Consider the following 15,632-nt stretch of genomic DNA (forward strand, 5'->3'; position numbering starts at 1 on the left):
GGTCTTAATGCTTTGTGAGAAATCAGGTTCCGGTATTACTGGAACCTGATTTTTAATAAGGGCACTGTCCGGACAGCATCAGAAGAGGGAGGTTTAACGACAGAAACTTATGCGTATCGACAAATTTTTAAAGGTTTCCCGCCTGATTAAACGACGCACAGTGGCTAAAGATGTGTGTGTGGGAGAAAAGATTAGTATTAATGGACGAATTGTCAAACCTTCTGCAGAAGTTAAACCCGGAGATCAAATTATCCTTGAGATTGCGAACCATGTTGTAGAAGTAAAAGTTTTAGCAACACCCAATAATATAAAAGCAAACGAAGCCCACACTCTCTATGAGTTAATCAGAGATGAGAGAAAGACAGAGTCTTATTGAAAGGACTCTGTCTTTATTTGATTTTCTTTTATTAAAACAAACCCTATGTCTAAAGGACAGTGAAGCTGAATAGGGTTTAAGAAGAATAAAGTGTTGGAGGGGATGGGGCATGGCAGATTATATTGGCAAAGGACATCGCCTTGTCATGGAAAACCGAGAAACCCTTGCGTTGACCGGAATAAAAAAGGTTCAGTCCTTTGATCCGAAAGAAATTATTCTGGAAACGGAATTAGGAGTTCTTAGTATTAAAGGGGAACAATTAGGAATTAAGCAGCTTAACCTTGAGGAAAGTATGGTAGACATCGAGGGCTTTGTCAGTGCTCTTATTTATCATCGAGGAACAGGAGGAGGCTCCCGGCAGGGCTTAATGCATAAGATTTTTCGCTAGGAAGTTTAGGTTAGAGAGGAGGAAGGACTATCTCAGAATTCATGACGTTTTTTTGGGTCATCGCAGCAGGAGTGATGGTCGGAGTCGTATTTGATTTTTTTCGAACGTTTAGGCGATGGCAGGGGTGGGGACCCATCGTAACGTTTGGAGGAGATATCCTCTTTTCTCTTGTCGCCTTGTTAATCCTCTACCGGTTATTTTTTAGGGCCAATGCACTTGCCTTTAGATTTTACAATGTTTGGGGCAGTCTTTTAGGACTCATTCTTTATTTGAGAGTTTTAAGCCGCTATTTGACAAGAGGTTATTTAATGGTTTATCAAATGATTGCCAACCTCTTGAAACTTTTCGTCAGAGGGATAATGATACCGTTTCGAGGGCTTGTTCTGCTGATGCGCCCGCCCTATGCTATTTTGCGTTGGTTTAGCTTACTTTCTTACCGTATTGGCGAACATATAATCTACCGGCCTTTATTAGGTTTGCCGATGGCTATAAAGGAATGGTGGAGACAGATGTGGCCACCTAGGACCAATGGGTAAAATATGTCAGGGGGGTTGATTCACACCTTAGGAGTAGCTATAATGATGTGTGTAGCCATTTGTAAGTTCTTTGTACACATTTTGTACAAAATTTGTCCACATAGTTATCCACATAATGTGCATAACTAATGAATTAAGGGTGTGCCACAGTGCAAATTGAAATCAGAGGCTTGGAAAAACTTAGCTTTCGAGAACGTCAGGCAGTGATTCTTAAAGAAAGTGGAAAATCTTTAGAAAATATAGCCAAGCAACTTCAGCTTAGTTCAAGCTCTGTAGCCACTTTGCTAAATCGTGCCCGGAGCAAGGGGTATGAGATTGTATGTATTATTCCAAGTGGTGAGCTTGGTTTAGGGGGAGCAGATTGGGATGAAGAAGTCTCAACAGAAGATTAAACCGATAAAACGACGTAAGTCGCATCTTCGACCAGGAACAATCTTCCTTTTGCTCCTTGTTTTTGTTGTGGCCGGCAGCTCCGCTTGGCAGCTTTGGAAACTCCATGTCTCAGTTGAACAACAGATTACTCAGTTGACTCAAGAAAAAGAAGATTTAGTTAAACAAGAAAACTCACTCCATGAGGAAATCGCTCAGTTAAATACACCAAGTTATATTGAGCAATTGGCGCGGGAACAGTTGGGTCTTGTTAAGCATGGCGAAATTCTCATTTCTCCCAAGAATTAGAAAAAACATTGTTTTTTAAAACCTTGACAGTTACGAAATTTACTGCATATAATATAAACATGTATAGATAGATCATCATCACAAGGAGGAGTTTACTTCGTATGGCCATTGACGTTGGCAGTATTGTTGAAGGAGTCGTTACCGGGATCACGAACTTTGGAGCGTTTATCGAATTACCGGATAGGGTAACCGGACTTGTACATATCTCAGAGGTTGCTGATGCTTATGTCAAGGATGTACGAGATTATTTAAAGGAACAGGATCATGTTAAGGTAAAAGTCATTCACGTCGATGAAAAGGGAAAAATTGGTCTCTCTATAAAACAAGCTAATCCCACTGTTCGCAATACGAGTCGTGAACGCCGAGTTCAGCCAACGGTGTCCTTTGAGGATAAATTGGCCAAGTTTATAAAAGACAGTGATGAACGTCAGACAGAATTTCGTCGCGCCACAGAATCCAAGCGTGGAGGAAGGGGCTCGAGCAGATATTAAGAATTAACCGCCGTATGGCGGTTTTCTTATTTTTCCCCCTCGGCACAAGCCGAGTTTTCTATATACTAGCTGGAAAGTATAATCTTCGGTCAGTTACTTTCCAGAAGCATAAGTTATCAGTGCAACTAACGGCTTCTGCCTTCGCAAGCTCGGCACAAGCCGAGTTTTCTATATAAAAATGTTGAGGCTTTTAAGAGAGTACAGGCTTTTGGCAGGGGCATTCAGAGATTATGAATGAACGAGGTCGAAAGTTGTTTTACTTACATGCCCTTTGTAGACAAGCTTTGCTATTTCCTTAAGCTATAATATTACCATAAAAAGGTAAGAGGTGATCTTATGGCTGAATGGGCAACCTTAAAAGTTAACCAAGGCCTGCGAAGCAGGATTTCTATGGAAAACACGTTTCTGCCCCTTATTTTTGGAGGGTGCTTAGCACGGGGCACCCTATTAGGGCTGCATCCTTTTGGAATTGCCTTTGGAGCTGCAGTTATTTTACTGGGTGATTATGGGGCCTTGTTTGGGATATTGGGGATCATATTAGGAACAATTACCCTCGGTATCACAACCTTGAAAGATGTGTCCTCAGTGGTTCAAATCACGGTAATTTTAGCCGCTATGTTTGTGCTGCTGCCCTTCATTCGAAGAAGAAAGCATGAGGGAGTTTATTTAATTCTTATTACTGCTGTTATGGTAGCAGTGGTTTCCTCTCTGGCCTTGAGTTTGTCAAATCCGGACACATATGCCTTGTTCTCAGCGGCGCTGCAAAGCATTTTAGCAGGAGGTTTTGCCATTATTTTTTGGTTCGCTATGGGGCAGAAAGAGGCAATTTGGAGGGGAGAATTTCAGCGGGAACAAGGAATAGCCTGGCTCTTGATTCTAATTGGAATTATAAGCGGGCTTCAAGGTGTTCAAGTAAAGGAGATTAATTTTGCCATTGTCCTGATGAGCTTTTTTACGCTATTTGTATCTGAACGCTATGGAGCCGGCACTTCAGCGGGGGTAGGTGCAATTCTTGGCTTTTTGCCGCAGCTATCCATAAGCACTGACAATTTAGTGGCTGCCGGTATTTATGGACTTGCCGGTTTTTGTACAGGTGCCTTTCGGAGATTTGGAAAAATCGGGCTCGGTACGGCTTTTATCGCTGTTATGCTAATGCTGACCATTTTTTTGCGCCAAGAGGCAGTTTATTCACAGTTGATTTCATCCGTGATTGGTTTGCTTTTATTTTTTCTTTGGCCTGGCGTTACACCTCAGAGGGACTTTCTGAAGCCTAAAACAATCCCGGAGGTTGAGACAACTGTCTCTAAAGTAAAAGCTCTGGCTGAGATCTTTGATCAAATTGCTTTAAGTTATCAAGCGGCAGAGACTGAATCTTTTGAGGCACGGCAGGAAGTTCCGGAATTGTTGAATGTTTTGGTGGAACGTGTTTGTTATAACTGTCCAACGGTTGATGTCTGCTGGAAGCGAGAATTTTATAAGACCTATCACATCTTCTTTGAACTTTTTAGGTTAGTTGAGAATGAGCCTGATGTAAAGTTACAGGCTTTGCCCGTGGAGTGGAAGAGACATTGCGGAAGGCTAAAAGAAATGTTATTAGGAGTTCAGTTTATATTAGAGCAGGAAAAGAACCAAGAAACTTGGCGGCGGCGTCTTGTCCAAAATCAGGAGGCTTTATCCCGGCAATTTCTTAATGTCTCTCAGGTAATTGGAAATCTCGCTAAAGAACTTCATACCCGGCACAACTGGGAGGTAGTGAAACCCTCGAATTTAGCACGACGGCGGCGCAATTTCCTTGATGTGGGGATTGCCTCCTTTACAAAATCAGGCAGCGGAATGAGCGGGGATAACTATGCCTCGATTGCTTTCTCCTCAAATCAGCATGCCTTTATTTTAAGCGATGGGATGGGTGTGGGAGAGAAGGCTGCCAAAATGAGTGCCACGGCTCTTACACTACTGGAACAGTTGCTTACCACCGGATTTGATCCGGTGGGGTCAATCCAGGCCTTAAATTCTATCTTGGTTTTGCGTTCTCCTGAGGAAAGTTTTGTAACCATTGATATGGCAATTCTCGATTTAGAATCGACAAATTTGAAATTAATAAAAGCAGGGGCCTCTCCTTCTTATCTTATTTCTTCTGAGAAGGTAAAAACTTTTTCCTCTTCAAGTCTTCCCGTAGGTATTTTAAATCAAATCGATATCCCCATTATTGATGATGAAATGCAGAATGGAGAAACGTTGGTGTTGATTACCGACGGAGTTCAAGATGTTGTGAAAACTGATTTGGATTGGATTCAGGGAGTTTTGGAACAGTCTGCTTCTCTTAATTCTCAAGAAGTGGCAAATTTACTCTGCAACGAGGCACACAGGCTCTCGGATGGAATTCTTGAAGATGATGGAATTATTCTCGTTATTCGAAAAAACTATTGGAATGAATGAGAAATATTAACATTACCTTAATTACTAAAGCAGCAGGAAATCAGAAATGTGTGTCGAATCAAACTATTGTGTCTTTTCTAACGACTCTTTGTTTAGGGATACTTTAGATCGGGAAAGGAGTTTCTTTTATCAAGCTGAGTTCTGCTGGTATATTAGTCGCCAACACACAAGGTCGGTTGTACAACTAAAAGTTATACTTTCTAATAGAATTAATTTAAAAGAGGGACACTTCTTTTAATATTAAGCCATATCCAGTGGAACAATACCAGTTGTCAAGCTTTCTATACCTGCTTAGTCGGGAAGAAAAATTTTTAATAAGGGAGCGAATAATTATGGCTTGGGATGCAACAAAACTTAAAGACTGGCAAATTGCCGAAGAAGCCGAAAAAACCATGCCCACGGTTGATCAATTGGTAGAAAAGTTGTCACTTGAAAAGGACGAGTTGATTCCTTATGGGAAAACCCCGAAAGTCGATTTTCTAAAAGTGATGGAACGGCTCAAGAACAAGTCTGACGGTTATTATATAGAGGTCACAGCTATTACTCCAACACCTCTCGGCGAAGGGAAAACCACAACGTCCTTAGGATTGATTGAAGGATTGGCAAAACGGGGAGTAAATGTCGGAGGTGCAATTCGTCAACCTTCCGGGGGACCCACCATGAATATTAAAGGAACCGCTGCGGGCGGAGGCAACGCCTTATTAATTCCCATGACAGAGTTCTCTCTCGGCCTAACCGGAGATATAAACGATATCATGAATGCACATAACCTAGCCATGGTTGCTCTCAATGCACGGATGCAGCATGAAGCTAACTATACTGATGAAGAGCTCACCAGAAGGGGCTTAAAACGTTTAGACATAGATCCCAAAAATGTTGAAATGGGTTGGATTATTGATTTCGCGGCTCAAGGATTAAGAAATATCATTATTGGAATTGGCGGAAAAAAAGACGGCTTCCAGATGCAATCTAAGTTTGGAATTGCAGTGAGCTCTGAGCTTATGGCTATATTAGCGATCGCCAAAGATCTTCCGGATTTGCGAGAGCGGATCGGCAACATCATTGTGGGCTACAATAGGAAAGGTGAACCGGTTACTACTAAGGATCTGGAAGTTGACGGTGCAATGACTGCCTGGATGCGCAACACAATTAACCCTACAATCTGCTATACTGCAGAAGGTCAGCCTGTTATGGTGCATGCCGGTCCTTTTGCTAATATTGCCATCGGACAGTCTTCGATCATTGCAGATCGTCTGGGCCTTAAAATGTTTGATTATCATGTTACGGAGAGCGGATTTGCCGCTGACATCGGTTTTGAAAAGTTTTGGAATGTCAAGGCTCGTTTGGGCGGCTTAAAACCGAATGTTTCCGTTCTGGTGGCTACAATACGTGCCTTAAAAATGCATGGAGGCGGACCAGCTGTGGTACCTGGCCGACCGATCCCTGAAGAGTATGTTCAAGAAAATCTTGAGCTTGTGGAAAAAGGGTGTGCTAACCTACTCCATCATCTCAAGACCGTTAAAAAATCCGGTATTGTACCTGTTGTCTGCGTAAATGGCTTCTATACGGATACTGAAGCAGAAATTAATCTGGTTAAGAAGATTGTCAAAGAAGCAGGGGCACGCTGTGCCTATTCCAACCACTGGCTTGAGGGCGGCGATGGCGCTCTGGAATTGGCCGATGCGGTTATGGATGCTTGCCAAGAAAAATCCGAATTCAAATGTCTCTATCCTCTGGAAATGCCCCTTCGCCAACGTGTTGAGCTTATCGCTAAAGAAGTCTATGGTGCGGACGGTGTGGATTGGTCACCGGAGGCAGAGGCAAAGGCAAAAAAATTCGAATCGGATCCACACTATGCCGATTTCTCAACGATGATGGTAAAAACTCATTTAAGTTTATCCCACGATCCGACATTGAAAGGGGTTCCTAAAGGCTGGAGATTACCGATCCGCGACATTTTAGTCTATGGCGGCGCTAAATTCCTATGCCCCATGGCAGGAACAATTACACTGATGCCCGGAACGGGTTCTGACCCCGCTTATAGAAGAATCGACGTTGATACTAAAACCGGTAAAGTCAGCGGTTTATTCTAAAATCGCAACAAGAGAAAAACTTTATAGATGCTTGAACTAGTCTGGCCCCGAGAAATCGGGGTCTTTTCCTTCGAAAGTTTAATCCTTTTATTTCACCTTGGTTCGCGATAAACAAAAAAGATTTTGTAAACGAAAGTTTTTATTGAAGTATGACGTTGTGTTTATTCGGAGAGAATGTTAAGGTTATAATGTTTAATAATAAACATTATCTAACCGAGGCGGAGAATCATAGATGTTCGAAAAATTACGTACTTACATATTACCTGAATTGATTCCAAGGGATTCCAGAATACTGGTCGCTGTGTCAGGCGGACCTGACTCTATGGCTTTAGGGCACATACTTTGGAGATATATGCATGAAGATTCTACGCGAGGAATTTCCCTCGTTATCACTCATGTTCACCATGGAGTACGAAAGGAATCTGACCAGGAATTAGAGCTTGTTCAACAAATGGCAGATCTATGGGAAATCCCCTGCCTGACTCATCGCTTCGATTCCAAAGGGTACGCTCATGATATGGGGCAGTCGTTTCAAGAGGCTGCAAGAGAGTGGCGGTATGCTCGCTGGCAGGAGGATATGCGCAAGGAAGAGTGTACTCTTTTAGCCACGGCGCACCATTTAGGCGACCAAGCCGAGACGATTCTCTATCGGATTCTAAGAGGCAGCGGGACTGCAGGCTTAGCTGGCATATATCCGTCAAAAGACTCGATTATTCGCCCCTTGCTGACGTTTACGAAAGAGGATATTTTTCGGTATTGCGAGCTGGAAAAGTTACCTTATGCCATTGATCAATCAAATCATCAGCCGGTATATGTTCGAAATCGAATTCGCTTGGAACTCATACCATCCTTGGAACGAGATTATAATCCAAGGCTGAAGGAAGCCTTGGGGAGGATGGGAGAGCTTCTGCGTTGGGATCAGGATTATTTAGTTCAACAAATGAAAAAAGCTTGGGATCTCTATGCTTTAAAAAGTCAAACCGATGCGGTTGGCTTAAGACTTGAGGCGTTTAAGGAACCGGAAGCGATTCTCTCCCGTCTCTTGCGGCAAGCGGCAATGTTAGTGAGTCAGGAGCCAAGAGGGTTAAGTTATACTTATGTTGCTAAGATTATGTCCTCTCGGGGAAAGCCGGGATGGAGCCAAGAGCTGCCCGGACTGACTGTAAAAATTTCAGAAGAAGGTATATGGTTTTATAATAAAGCCCAGGCTATAGAGAAGGAATCTATACTTTCTTTTTCAGACATTCCTTTACAACTAGGAACTCGTTTTGAGATTCCGGGTTACGGGGCGGAGATTGCTCTGTTGACGGAGGAAGAGTTCATGTTAGTCAAGGAAACGCCGCAAGATGTTTTAAGCGAAATTGTCATTTTCGATAAAGAACTCTTGACCCAGACCCGTGACCGCCTTGTGTGTAGGACACGTCAACAAGGAGATAAAATGTGGCTGCCCGGTGTGGGGCACAAGTCTCTAAAGAAGATATTTCAAGAGGCAAAAATTAATTCCTCAGCAAGAAATAATGTTCCTTTAGTTGCCGTTGGCAACGAAGTACTTTGGATTCCGAATCTTCGTCAAAGCGGGTTGTGGCGCCCTAAGAAAAACGCCCCAAAAGTATATTGCGTGATGATAGCCACAAACTGGGAATTCTAATTTGGATTCATTGTAAAAAGAAATTCAGCATGGTATAATATGTGGAATTGCTTAGTGAGCTTAGGCGATTGGCCAACTAGAGAGGAGGACCATATTTGAAGGTCTTTAAGAACGCAACAATTTATGTGCTTATAATTCTTATGGCAATTGTTTTAATTAAATGGTCGGCCCCTCCTGTGAACAAAGACGCGGGAATGGACTACAATACTTTTAAAAAAGATGTTGCAGCTAACCAGGTTAAAGATGTTTCGGGTATTATAGAAAACAATTCGATTAAGTATACGGTCACCTTAAATGACGATACCAAGCATGATGTGATTGGCTATGCCAATGATCCGCAGCTTGCCTCAGATTTATTAGCTCATGGAGTTCCCCTTAATTTATCTGAGCCAACAGAGTCGCCATGGTGGGTTGGACTTTTATCTACACTCCTTCCAACGCTTGCTATCGTAGGCCTATTCTTTTTTATGATGCAGCAAAGTCAAGGCGGCGGGAATCGAGTTATGCAGTTTGGCAAAAGTAAAGCACGCCTTGTCGGTGAAGACAAGAAAAAGGTTACCTTCGCAGATGTTGCAGGTGCAGATGAGGTTAAAGAGGAACTTCAGGAAGTCGTTGAATTTCTGAAGTTTCCTAAGAAATTTAACGAATTAGGGGCGAAGATTCCCACAGGGGTTCTCTTATTCGGACCTCCGGGAACTGGGAAGACGTTGCTTGCCCGTGCAGTTTCAGGGGAGGCAGGTGTCCCATTCTTCAGTATCAGCGGGTCTGATTTTGTTGAAATGTTCGTTGGGGTTGGTGCGTCCAGGGTACGTGACCTCTTTGAACAGGCAAAAAAAAGCGCCCCTTGTATTGTTTTTATTGATGAGATTGATGCCGTCGGAAGACAGCGGGGTGCCGGTTTGGGCGGCGGCCATGATGAACGGGAACAAACTTTGAACCAGCTCCTTGTAGAGATGGATGGATTTAACGGCAACGATGGCGTGATTATTATTGCAGCGACCAATAGGGCTGATGTTCTTGATCCTGCACTTTTACGTCCCGGTCGGTTTGACCGGCAGATCGTTGTTGATGCGCCGGATGTCAAAGGGCGTGAAGAGATCTTAAAAGTCCATGCGAAGGGCAAACCAATTACTAAAGAGGTCGATTTGGAGGTTATAGCGCGTCGAACTGCCGGGTTTACAGGAGCCGATATTTCTAATCTGCTCAATGAAGCGGCGCTTCTCTCTGCCCGCAGAGGAGAAAATCAAATTCGACAGCAAACCATAGAAGAGTCCATTGAACGAGTCATCGCTGGTCCGGAGAAGAAAACTCGGGTTATGAGTGATTTTGAAAGGAAGCTTGTATCGTACCATGAGGCGGGCCATGCCTTGCTTGGCGAACTGCTGACTCATACAGACCCTCTGCATAAAGTATCGATTATCCCGCGTGGAAGGGCTGGCGGATACACTCTCCTGCTTCCTAAAGAAGACCGTAATTATATGACAAAATCTCAGCTGCTGGATCAAGTTACTATGCTCTTAGGCGGGCGCGTAGCCGAATCTGTGATTTTGCATGAAATCAGCACGGGGGCTTCTAACGACTTGGAGCGTGCCACCGGAATCGTTCGTAAAATGATTACCGAACTGGGTATGTCCGAAGAATTAGGGCCGTTGACGTTCGGGCATAAAGAAGAACAAGTTTTTCTGGGCAGAGATATTTCTCGCGACCGGAGCTATAGTGACGCGGTAGCCTATGCGATTGACAAAGAGGCTCGCCGTATTATAGATGACTGTTATCAAAAAGCTCAGACCTTAATCCGGCAAAATATAGACAAGCTTCATGCTATTGCCCAGGCCTTGATGGAGAAAGAAACCTTGGATGTGAACAGCTTTGCAGAATTGATGGCTCAATTTGACAAACCTGCTGCTGAAAATAACAATGATTTGACCGTCAACTTGGAAAAGAAACCAGAAGATCTGCCTGCACAAACCCTAGAAGAAGAACTAAACAAGATCGAATAAAGATTATTTAGAAGGGGAGATTATGTATGGAGAGAACATTTCTGATGTTGAAACCAGATGCGGTTCAGAGGGGGTTAGTTGGAAAAATTATTGCTAAGCTCGAAGATAAGGGGTTTAAGCTTGTGGGGCTGAAGCTGATCCAAGTAGATCGCTCTCTGGCTGAAGCTCATTATGCTGAACATAAGGGCAAAGGGTTCTTTGAGCCAACGGTAGCTTACATTATGTCCTCACCAGTTGTTGCTATGGTTTGGCAAGGTAAAAATGTTGTGGCCTTAGCCAGAGAGCTGATGGGAGCTACAAACCCTGCGAATGCCAATCCTGGATCAATTAGGGGGCAATATGGAATGGATATCAGCCGGAACGTAATCCACGGTTCGGATTCTGTGGCCAGTGCTGAACGAGAGATTGCCCTTTATTTCAAATCTGAGGAACTCGTTGACTATACTAAAGCCGGTGAAGATTGGTTAAGCGAATAGAATTTTCCCTGGCTCAAACAATTTACGCTTAGTCGCTTAAAGATTTGAAATTTCTGATATTAAAATAAGGACGCCCATAAGGGTGTCCTTTTTGAAGATTTTGCACTGTTTTGGAGGTGGCAATGAAATGCAGTTGAGAATAAGGGAACGATCCTTGTTGGGTTTAGGATCCCTGTTAATTGGGTTACTCTTTGTAATGTTGCTCAAAGCACATGGGGTTGCGGGTAAAGATGCCCTTGGACAAGAGACGGCAGTGCCAAGTTTAATCCAGACAGAGCAGGAGAATCAGCAGATTTCTGTGGAGAATGATAAATTGAGGCAAGAACTTGCGAAATATGCGCAAGGTCAAAGTGCCTCGACGTTAGCCAATCAGCAGCTGCAAGATGCAAAAATGAATGCCGGCCTTGTGGCCGTATCGGGTTCGGGGATACGGATTACTCTTGATGATTCAAAACGTACTGCTCAGGGGGATGAAGATCTAAAAAATTATTTTATCCACGAACAATATATTCGAGTAATACTTAACGCCCTATGGAATGGCGGGGCAGAGGCGATTGCAGTCAATGGAGAACGGGTTACTACGAATACTGAGGTTTTTTGCGGAGGTTCTTTTATCCAAATTAATGGTACCCGGCAAATGCCGCCCTACATTATTGATGCCATCGGTGATAAAGGTAATCTCACAGCAGCACTCAAATTTTATGGCTGGGATAGGCTGGGGGATTTTCAACAACAATATGGGATCACCCGTAAACTTGAGATTGCGCAAGATATAACGATACCGGCAGGCAAACTGAGATCATATCGCTTTGCTCAACCTGTTAAGGAGGGATCATGATGCAGCGCTGGAAACGAAGTTTGGCCCTTCCTGTAACGTTAGTTGCTATTGCTTTGGGATTCCTCATTTCTCTGCAGGTTCAAACCCAAAAAAATGTTTCGGCAGCAGAACAAATCAGCGCCGAGCGTTTAAGTCAAATGAAGTCTGTTTTAGCAAATTCGCAAGCACAAAATGCTCAGCTTCAGAAAGAGCATCAGAATTTACTAGCAGAGTTGGATAATGCGCGGAAAAAAGTAGGTACAGATCCCCAGGTGCTGGATCAATTAAAGCAACTGCAAATTCTCGAGGGGACACAAGTGGTAGAAGGTCCCGGAATACAAATAAGTATTGATGATCGTGGAAAAAATGTTGTTTTTCCTATAAGCACTGAGGATATTGCCAGAATGGTTAATACATTGAAATATGCCGGAGCTGAAGCGATTAGTGTGAACGGGCAACGGATTGTCAGCACAACTGCTATTGTACTAAGCGGCAGCTCGACAATTTTAGTGAACACAGTACCAATTAATCGGGTTGAAGGAATACCCTATGAGTTGGATGCCATTGGAGACCAAGACACGCTCTACGATTATTTCTCTAAAGTGGAAGCACCTGGGTTAAAGCAAAACGGAGAGACTGTAAGTATCACGCGAAAAACATTGACGATTCCTTCCTTTAAAGGGGCATATACATTTAAATATGCCAAACCGGCAGCTTCTCAATAATATCCGAATTTTAAGATTTTAATGTGTTATAAGAAGGGAATTTAAATTGTTTAGCGAATCTAGTTGATTATCGGAATAATTATTTGATCAAGGTGAAGTTACTGAAATAGAACTACGCGAAAGCAGGCCTTGGGTTGATTCCCAAGGTTTCCTTCTACTATCAAGGAAGTATAAGCTTGTGCCGGTCGAATGGCTGAGTTTCTCTGAAGCAAAGTTTTATAATTTGGGGTTGTGTCAAGGTGGGCAGCTAGATTTCAAGGTGAGGAGTGGGTCAAAATTATAAATTCGATGACTCGCCTAAATTGTCTCTTAGATCATCAAGATTACCTTGCCTATCAAGAAATGATTGATCAGTTGGAGAAAAGCCGCCAGTTCTGTAAGCATGGTTTTGATCATGGCTTAAATGTTGCACGGATTGGTTATGCTTATATTTTAGAGCAAGGCGGCCAAGTCCTCTCTAAAGAGGTCGTTTATGCAGCTGCGTTTCTTCATGACATAGGGCGATGGGTTGAATATAAGAGCGGGGAAGATCACGCTGAAGCGAGTGCCAAACTGGCACTTCCAATCCTCGAAGATTGCAAGTTTAATAGCGAAGAAACTAAAATCATAGTCGAGGGTATACGTGAACATCGACGGCACTCATCAGATCATCTTAGTCTGCTCGGCAGAGCGTTAGCTTTGGCAGATGATTGGGCAAGAGATTGCCGCCATTGCAGCACACAAAAACAATGTTATAAATATAATCATGCCATGAGTCTAATTACGTATTAAAGGGGGCAGCATAATGGCAAATTACAGTATGCGCTGGGTTACCATGGATAGTCTGGAAGAGGCCAAAAAGGCTTTGCATGAAATTGGAGCAGACCCTGCCGGCGTTGTTCATATGGCCGGAAAAGGATTGGGACGAGGAATAAAACTGGAGCAAGTCCCCTTGCGTGTTGCCCATATCCTTAAACAAGAGATGCTTTCTGTGGGAGGAGATGCGGCGGTCCATCGAAATGTAATCGTTAGTCAGGTTGAATTTACCGATGTTATGTTGCTTGGAACCGTCAGACAACTTGAGAAACTCTCTGCCAAAGTCTTAGCCCAACCCTTTGGGTTAAAACAAATCGGGCATGATTTAAAGAGATTGCTTGGAAATCTTGAGCCACCTAAGTCTCGCGCTATATCATGCCGCGGGAAGGAACTGAGGCTCGGAGAACGCACTTTAATCATGGGAATTTTAAATGTAACCCCCGATTCCTTTTCAGATGGCGGAAAATATATTGATCTTGCCAGTGCAATTGCTCAAGCGGAACGGATTGCCGCTGAAGGGGCGGATATTTTGGATATCGGGGCGGAATCTACCCGACCCGGACATGTTGAAGTCAGTGCAGAGGAAGAATGGCAGCGCATAGAACCTGTTTTAAAAGTTTTAACCGAATGTGTTGATTTGCCAATTTCAATTGATACTTATAAAGCAAGTGTAGCTGCTAAAGCGTTAGAAAATGGGGCCCATATCATTAACGATATTTGGGGATTGCAAAAAGATCCTGATATGGCAAGAGTCGTTGGTGAATACAGTGCTCCTGTAATCGTCATGCATAATCAGTCCGGAACAACCTATCATCAATTAATGGGAGATATCTTCACATTTTTACGACGGAGTATTGAGCAAGCCGAAGCATTTGGTTTAGCTGGGGATCAAATTATCGTAGACCCAGGAATCGGTTTCGGTAAGACTTTGGAGCAAAATCTCGAGGTAATGTCCCGGTTAGCAGAGTTCAGGATCTTAGGACATCCCGTCCTCTTAGGAACATCTCGAAAATCCATGATAGGAAAAACTTTAGATCTGCCGGTTGACGAGCGCTTGGCAGGGACGTTGGCGACGAGCATTCTCGGTGTGACCGCCGGAGTAGATATTATCCGCGTTCATGATGTTCAAGAAAATCGCAGAGCTGTTGATATGGCTGATGCTATAGTGCGAGGGCAGAGAGGAGCTCATTATGTCGGGGCATGACGTTATACACCTTCGGGGACTTGAATTTTATGCCTATCATGGCGCCTTGCCGGAAGAACAGGTTCTTGGGCAAAAGTTTATTATCGACATGGATCTATTTGCAGATCTAAGCCGGGCTGGAATTTCCGATCACGTCAAGGATACCATTCATTATGGAGAAGTTTATAATGTCATAAAAGTTTGTGTAAGAGATGATAAACATCAGTTAATAGAACATTTGGCTGAAAAAATTGCCCGAACCGTTTTATCAAAGTTTTCTTGTGATTCAGTTCGGGTGGAAGTACATAAACCGCAGGCTCCCGTTGCCGGTATTTTCCGGGATGTTTCCGTAGAAATTTGGCGTCAGGCGGGAGAGAAAGCATGAGGGCATTTTTGGGCTTGGGCAGTAATCTGGGAGATCGCGCCTACTATCTGGGCGAGGCTGTTTCAGCATTAAATCGTTCCTCAATTACAATTCTATCGAAATCGCGCGTCTATGAGACAGAACCCTGGGGAGTTCTTGATCAGCCTCCGTATTGGAACCAAGTGATTGAAGTGGAGACTTCCCTTTCCCCATTGGACTTGCTCCATGTCTGTCAAGAAATCGAACAGCGATTGGGGCGAGTGCGTAAGGAACATTGGGGCTCAAGAACAATTGACATTGATCTTCTTATTTATGATAATGTGGTTAGTGCATCAAAGGAATTAACACTGCCCCATCCCTATCTGGAGGTTCGGGAGTTTGTCATGGCGCCCTTGCGTGAGATCGCGCCGAACCTGCTTTTGCCTTCGGGGCGGCCAATTAGCCAGGTTTTTGGCGAAGGGAAGGTTTACCCTTTATAATCGCCGCATGACCGACGACATCGCAAGAGTCGTACGGTTTGGTGATAATGAATGAAGATGCTAAACTTAAAATACTGAAAACGACACCGCTTGGATCATGGGACCGAGACGGAGGGTAGAATGAAATGCCTTCACCTTCGTGAGGGT

At 43.6% G+C, this 15,632-nt stretch carries 17 protein-coding genes; all 17 read left to right on the forward strand.

What is annotated here, in order from left to right:
- The first annotated feature begins 109 nt into the window (after positions 1-109).
- The 17 genes from DESACI_RS00315 (at position 110) to folK (ending at position 15,485) form a co-directional block, all read left to right on the forward strand.
- On the forward strand, positions 110-376 hold the full coding sequence (locus DESACI_RS00315) for an RNA-binding S4 domain-containing protein (RefSeq protein WP_014825197.1): 267 nt from the start codon (positions 110-112) through the stop codon (positions 374-376).
- Positions 377-485: 109 nt separating this feature from the next.
- Positions 486-764: a sporulation protein YabP gene (gene yabP, locus DESACI_RS00320; protein WP_014825198.1), complete on the forward strand. Its 279-nt coding sequence runs from the start codon at positions 486-488 to the stop codon at positions 762-764.
- 41 nt (positions 765-805) lie between these two features.
- Positions 806-1,300, forward strand: a complete 495-nt coding sequence (gene yabQ, locus DESACI_RS00325) for a spore cortex biosynthesis protein YabQ (RefSeq protein ID WP_014825199.1) — start codon at positions 806-808, stop codon at positions 1,298-1,300.
- 149 nt (positions 1,301-1,449) lie between these two features.
- On the forward strand, positions 1,450-1,692 hold the full coding sequence (locus DESACI_RS00330) for a sigma factor-like helix-turn-helix DNA-binding protein (protein WP_014825200.1): 243 nt from the start codon (positions 1,450-1,452) through the stop codon (positions 1,690-1,692).
- Positions 1,667-1,978, forward strand: a complete 312-nt coding sequence (locus tag DESACI_RS00335; RefSeq protein WP_014825201.1) for an FtsB family cell division protein — start codon at positions 1,667-1,669, stop codon at positions 1,976-1,978. The genes DESACI_RS00330 and DESACI_RS00335 overlap by 26 nt, the downstream gene beginning before the upstream one ends.
- A 101-nt stretch (positions 1,979-2,079) precedes the next feature.
- Entirely contained in the window at positions 2,080-2,469 is a 390-nt protein-coding gene (locus DESACI_RS00340) for a S1 RNA-binding domain-containing protein (protein ID WP_014825202.1), read from the forward strand.
- A 336-nt stretch (positions 2,470-2,805) separates the two neighbouring features.
- The gene (locus tag DESACI_RS00345; RefSeq protein ID WP_014825203.1) at positions 2,806-4,905 is read left to right on the forward strand and encodes a SpoIIE family protein phosphatase; all 2,100 of its coding nucleotides are present in this window, start codon (positions 2,806-2,808) and stop codon (positions 4,903-4,905) included.
- 332 nt (positions 4,906-5,237) lie between these two features.
- On the forward strand, positions 5,238-6,998 hold the full coding sequence (locus DESACI_RS00350; protein WP_014825206.1) for a formate--tetrahydrofolate ligase: 1,761 nt from the start codon (positions 5,238-5,240) through the stop codon (positions 6,996-6,998).
- Positions 6,999-7,230: 232 nt separating this feature from the next.
- A complete protein-coding gene (tilS, locus tag DESACI_RS00355) occupies positions 7,231-8,646 on the forward strand; it encodes a tRNA lysidine(34) synthetase TilS (protein WP_014825207.1) in 1,416 nt (471 codons plus the stop codon).
- Positions 8,647-8,741: 95 nt separating this feature from the next.
- Positions 8,742-10,646, forward strand: coding sequence for an ATP-dependent zinc metalloprotease FtsH (gene ftsH, locus DESACI_RS00360; protein WP_014825208.1), 1,905 nt, complete (start codon positions 8,742-8,744; stop codon positions 10,644-10,646).
- 26 nt (positions 10,647-10,672) lie between these two features.
- On the forward strand, positions 10,673-11,122 hold the full coding sequence (gene ndk, locus DESACI_RS00365) for a nucleoside-diphosphate kinase (protein ID WP_014825209.1): 450 nt from the start codon (positions 10,673-10,675) through the stop codon (positions 11,120-11,122).
- 127 nt (positions 11,123-11,249) lie between these two features.
- Positions 11,250-11,960, forward strand: a complete 711-nt coding sequence (locus DESACI_RS00370; RefSeq protein WP_014825210.1) for a DUF881 domain-containing protein — start codon at positions 11,250-11,252, stop codon at positions 11,958-11,960.
- The gene (locus DESACI_RS00375; RefSeq protein ID WP_014825211.1) at positions 11,960-12,664 is read left to right on the forward strand and encodes a DUF881 domain-containing protein; all 705 of its coding nucleotides are present in this window, start codon (positions 11,960-11,962) and stop codon (positions 12,662-12,664) included. Before DESACI_RS00370 ends, DESACI_RS00375 begins: the two co-directional genes overlap by 1 nt.
- Positions 12,665-12,952: 288 nt before the next feature.
- On the forward strand, positions 12,953-13,435 hold the full coding sequence (locus DESACI_RS00380; RefSeq protein ID WP_014825212.1) for an HD domain-containing protein: 483 nt from the start codon (positions 12,953-12,955) through the stop codon (positions 13,433-13,435).
- A gap of 13 nt (positions 13,436-13,448) precedes the next feature.
- Positions 13,449-14,663: a dihydropteroate synthase gene (gene folP / locus DESACI_RS00385; RefSeq protein ID WP_014825213.1), complete on the forward strand. Its 1,215-nt coding sequence runs from the start codon at positions 13,449-13,451 to the stop codon at positions 14,661-14,663.
- Positions 14,650-15,027, forward strand: a complete 378-nt coding sequence (gene folB / locus DESACI_RS00390) for a dihydroneopterin aldolase (protein ID WP_014825214.1) — start codon at positions 14,650-14,652, stop codon at positions 15,025-15,027. Before folP ends, folB begins: the two co-directional genes overlap by 14 nt.
- A complete protein-coding gene (folK, locus tag DESACI_RS00395; RefSeq protein WP_014825215.1) occupies positions 15,024-15,485 on the forward strand; it encodes a 2-amino-4-hydroxy-6-hydroxymethyldihydropteridine diphosphokinase in 462 nt (153 codons plus the stop codon). The genes folB and folK overlap by 4 nt, the downstream gene beginning before the upstream one ends.
- Positions 15,486-15,632: the final 147 nt, after the last annotated feature.

The sequence above is a fragment of the Desulfosporosinus acidiphilus SJ4 genome, assembly GCF_000255115.2.
GTDB lineage: Bacteria > Bacillota > Desulfitobacteriia > Desulfitobacteriales > Desulfitobacteriaceae > Desulfosporosinus > Desulfosporosinus acidiphilus.

What these genes read in the sequence shown, in the direction of transcription:
- folK (WP_014825215.1), top strand. Translation starts at nt 15,024, where the DNA reads ATGAGGGCATTTTTGGGCTTGGGCAGTAATCTGGGAGATCGCGCCTAC.
- DESACI_RS00375 (WP_014825211.1), top strand. Translation starts at nt 11,960, where the DNA reads ATGCAGCGCTGGAAACGAAGTTTGGCCCTTCCTGTAACGTTAGTTGCT.
- folP (WP_014825213.1), top strand. Translation starts at nt 13,449, where the DNA reads ATGGCAAATTACAGTATGCGCTGGGTTACCATGGATAGTCTGGAAGAG.
- DESACI_RS00315 (WP_014825197.1), top strand. Translation starts at nt 110, where the DNA reads ATGCGTATCGACAAATTTTTAAAGGTTTCCCGCCTGATTAAACGACGC.
- yabQ (WP_014825199.1), top strand. Translation starts at nt 806, where the DNA reads ATGACGTTTTTTTGGGTCATCGCAGCAGGAGTGATGGTCGGAGTCGTA.
- DESACI_RS00380 (WP_014825212.1), top strand. Translation starts at nt 12,953, where the DNA reads ATGACTCGCCTAAATTGTCTCTTAGATCATCAAGATTACCTTGCCTAT.
- folB (WP_014825214.1), top strand. Translation starts at nt 14,650, where the DNA reads ATGTCGGGGCATGACGTTATACACCTTCGGGGACTTGAATTTTATGCC.
- DESACI_RS00345 (WP_014825203.1), top strand. Translation starts at nt 2,806, where the DNA reads ATGGCTGAATGGGCAACCTTAAAAGTTAACCAAGGCCTGCGAAGCAGG.
- ndk (WP_014825209.1), top strand. Translation starts at nt 10,673, where the DNA reads ATGGAGAGAACATTTCTGATGTTGAAACCAGATGCGGTTCAGAGGGGG.
- yabP (WP_014825198.1), top strand. Translation starts at nt 486, where the DNA reads ATGGCAGATTATATTGGCAAAGGACATCGCCTTGTCATGGAAAACCGA.
- DESACI_RS00350 (WP_014825206.1), top strand. Translation starts at nt 5,238, where the DNA reads ATGGCTTGGGATGCAACAAAACTTAAAGACTGGCAAATTGCCGAAGAA.
- tilS (WP_014825207.1), top strand. Translation starts at nt 7,231, where the DNA reads ATGTTCGAAAAATTACGTACTTACATATTACCTGAATTGATTCCAAGG.
- DESACI_RS00335 (WP_014825201.1), top strand. Translation starts at nt 1,667, where the DNA reads ATGAAGAAGTCTCAACAGAAGATTAAACCGATAAAACGACGTAAGTCG.
- DESACI_RS00370 (WP_014825210.1), top strand. Translation starts at nt 11,250, where the DNA reads ATGCAGTTGAGAATAAGGGAACGATCCTTGTTGGGTTTAGGATCCCTG.
- DESACI_RS00340 (WP_014825202.1), top strand. Translation starts at nt 2,080, where the DNA reads ATGGCCATTGACGTTGGCAGTATTGTTGAAGGAGTCGTTACCGGGATC.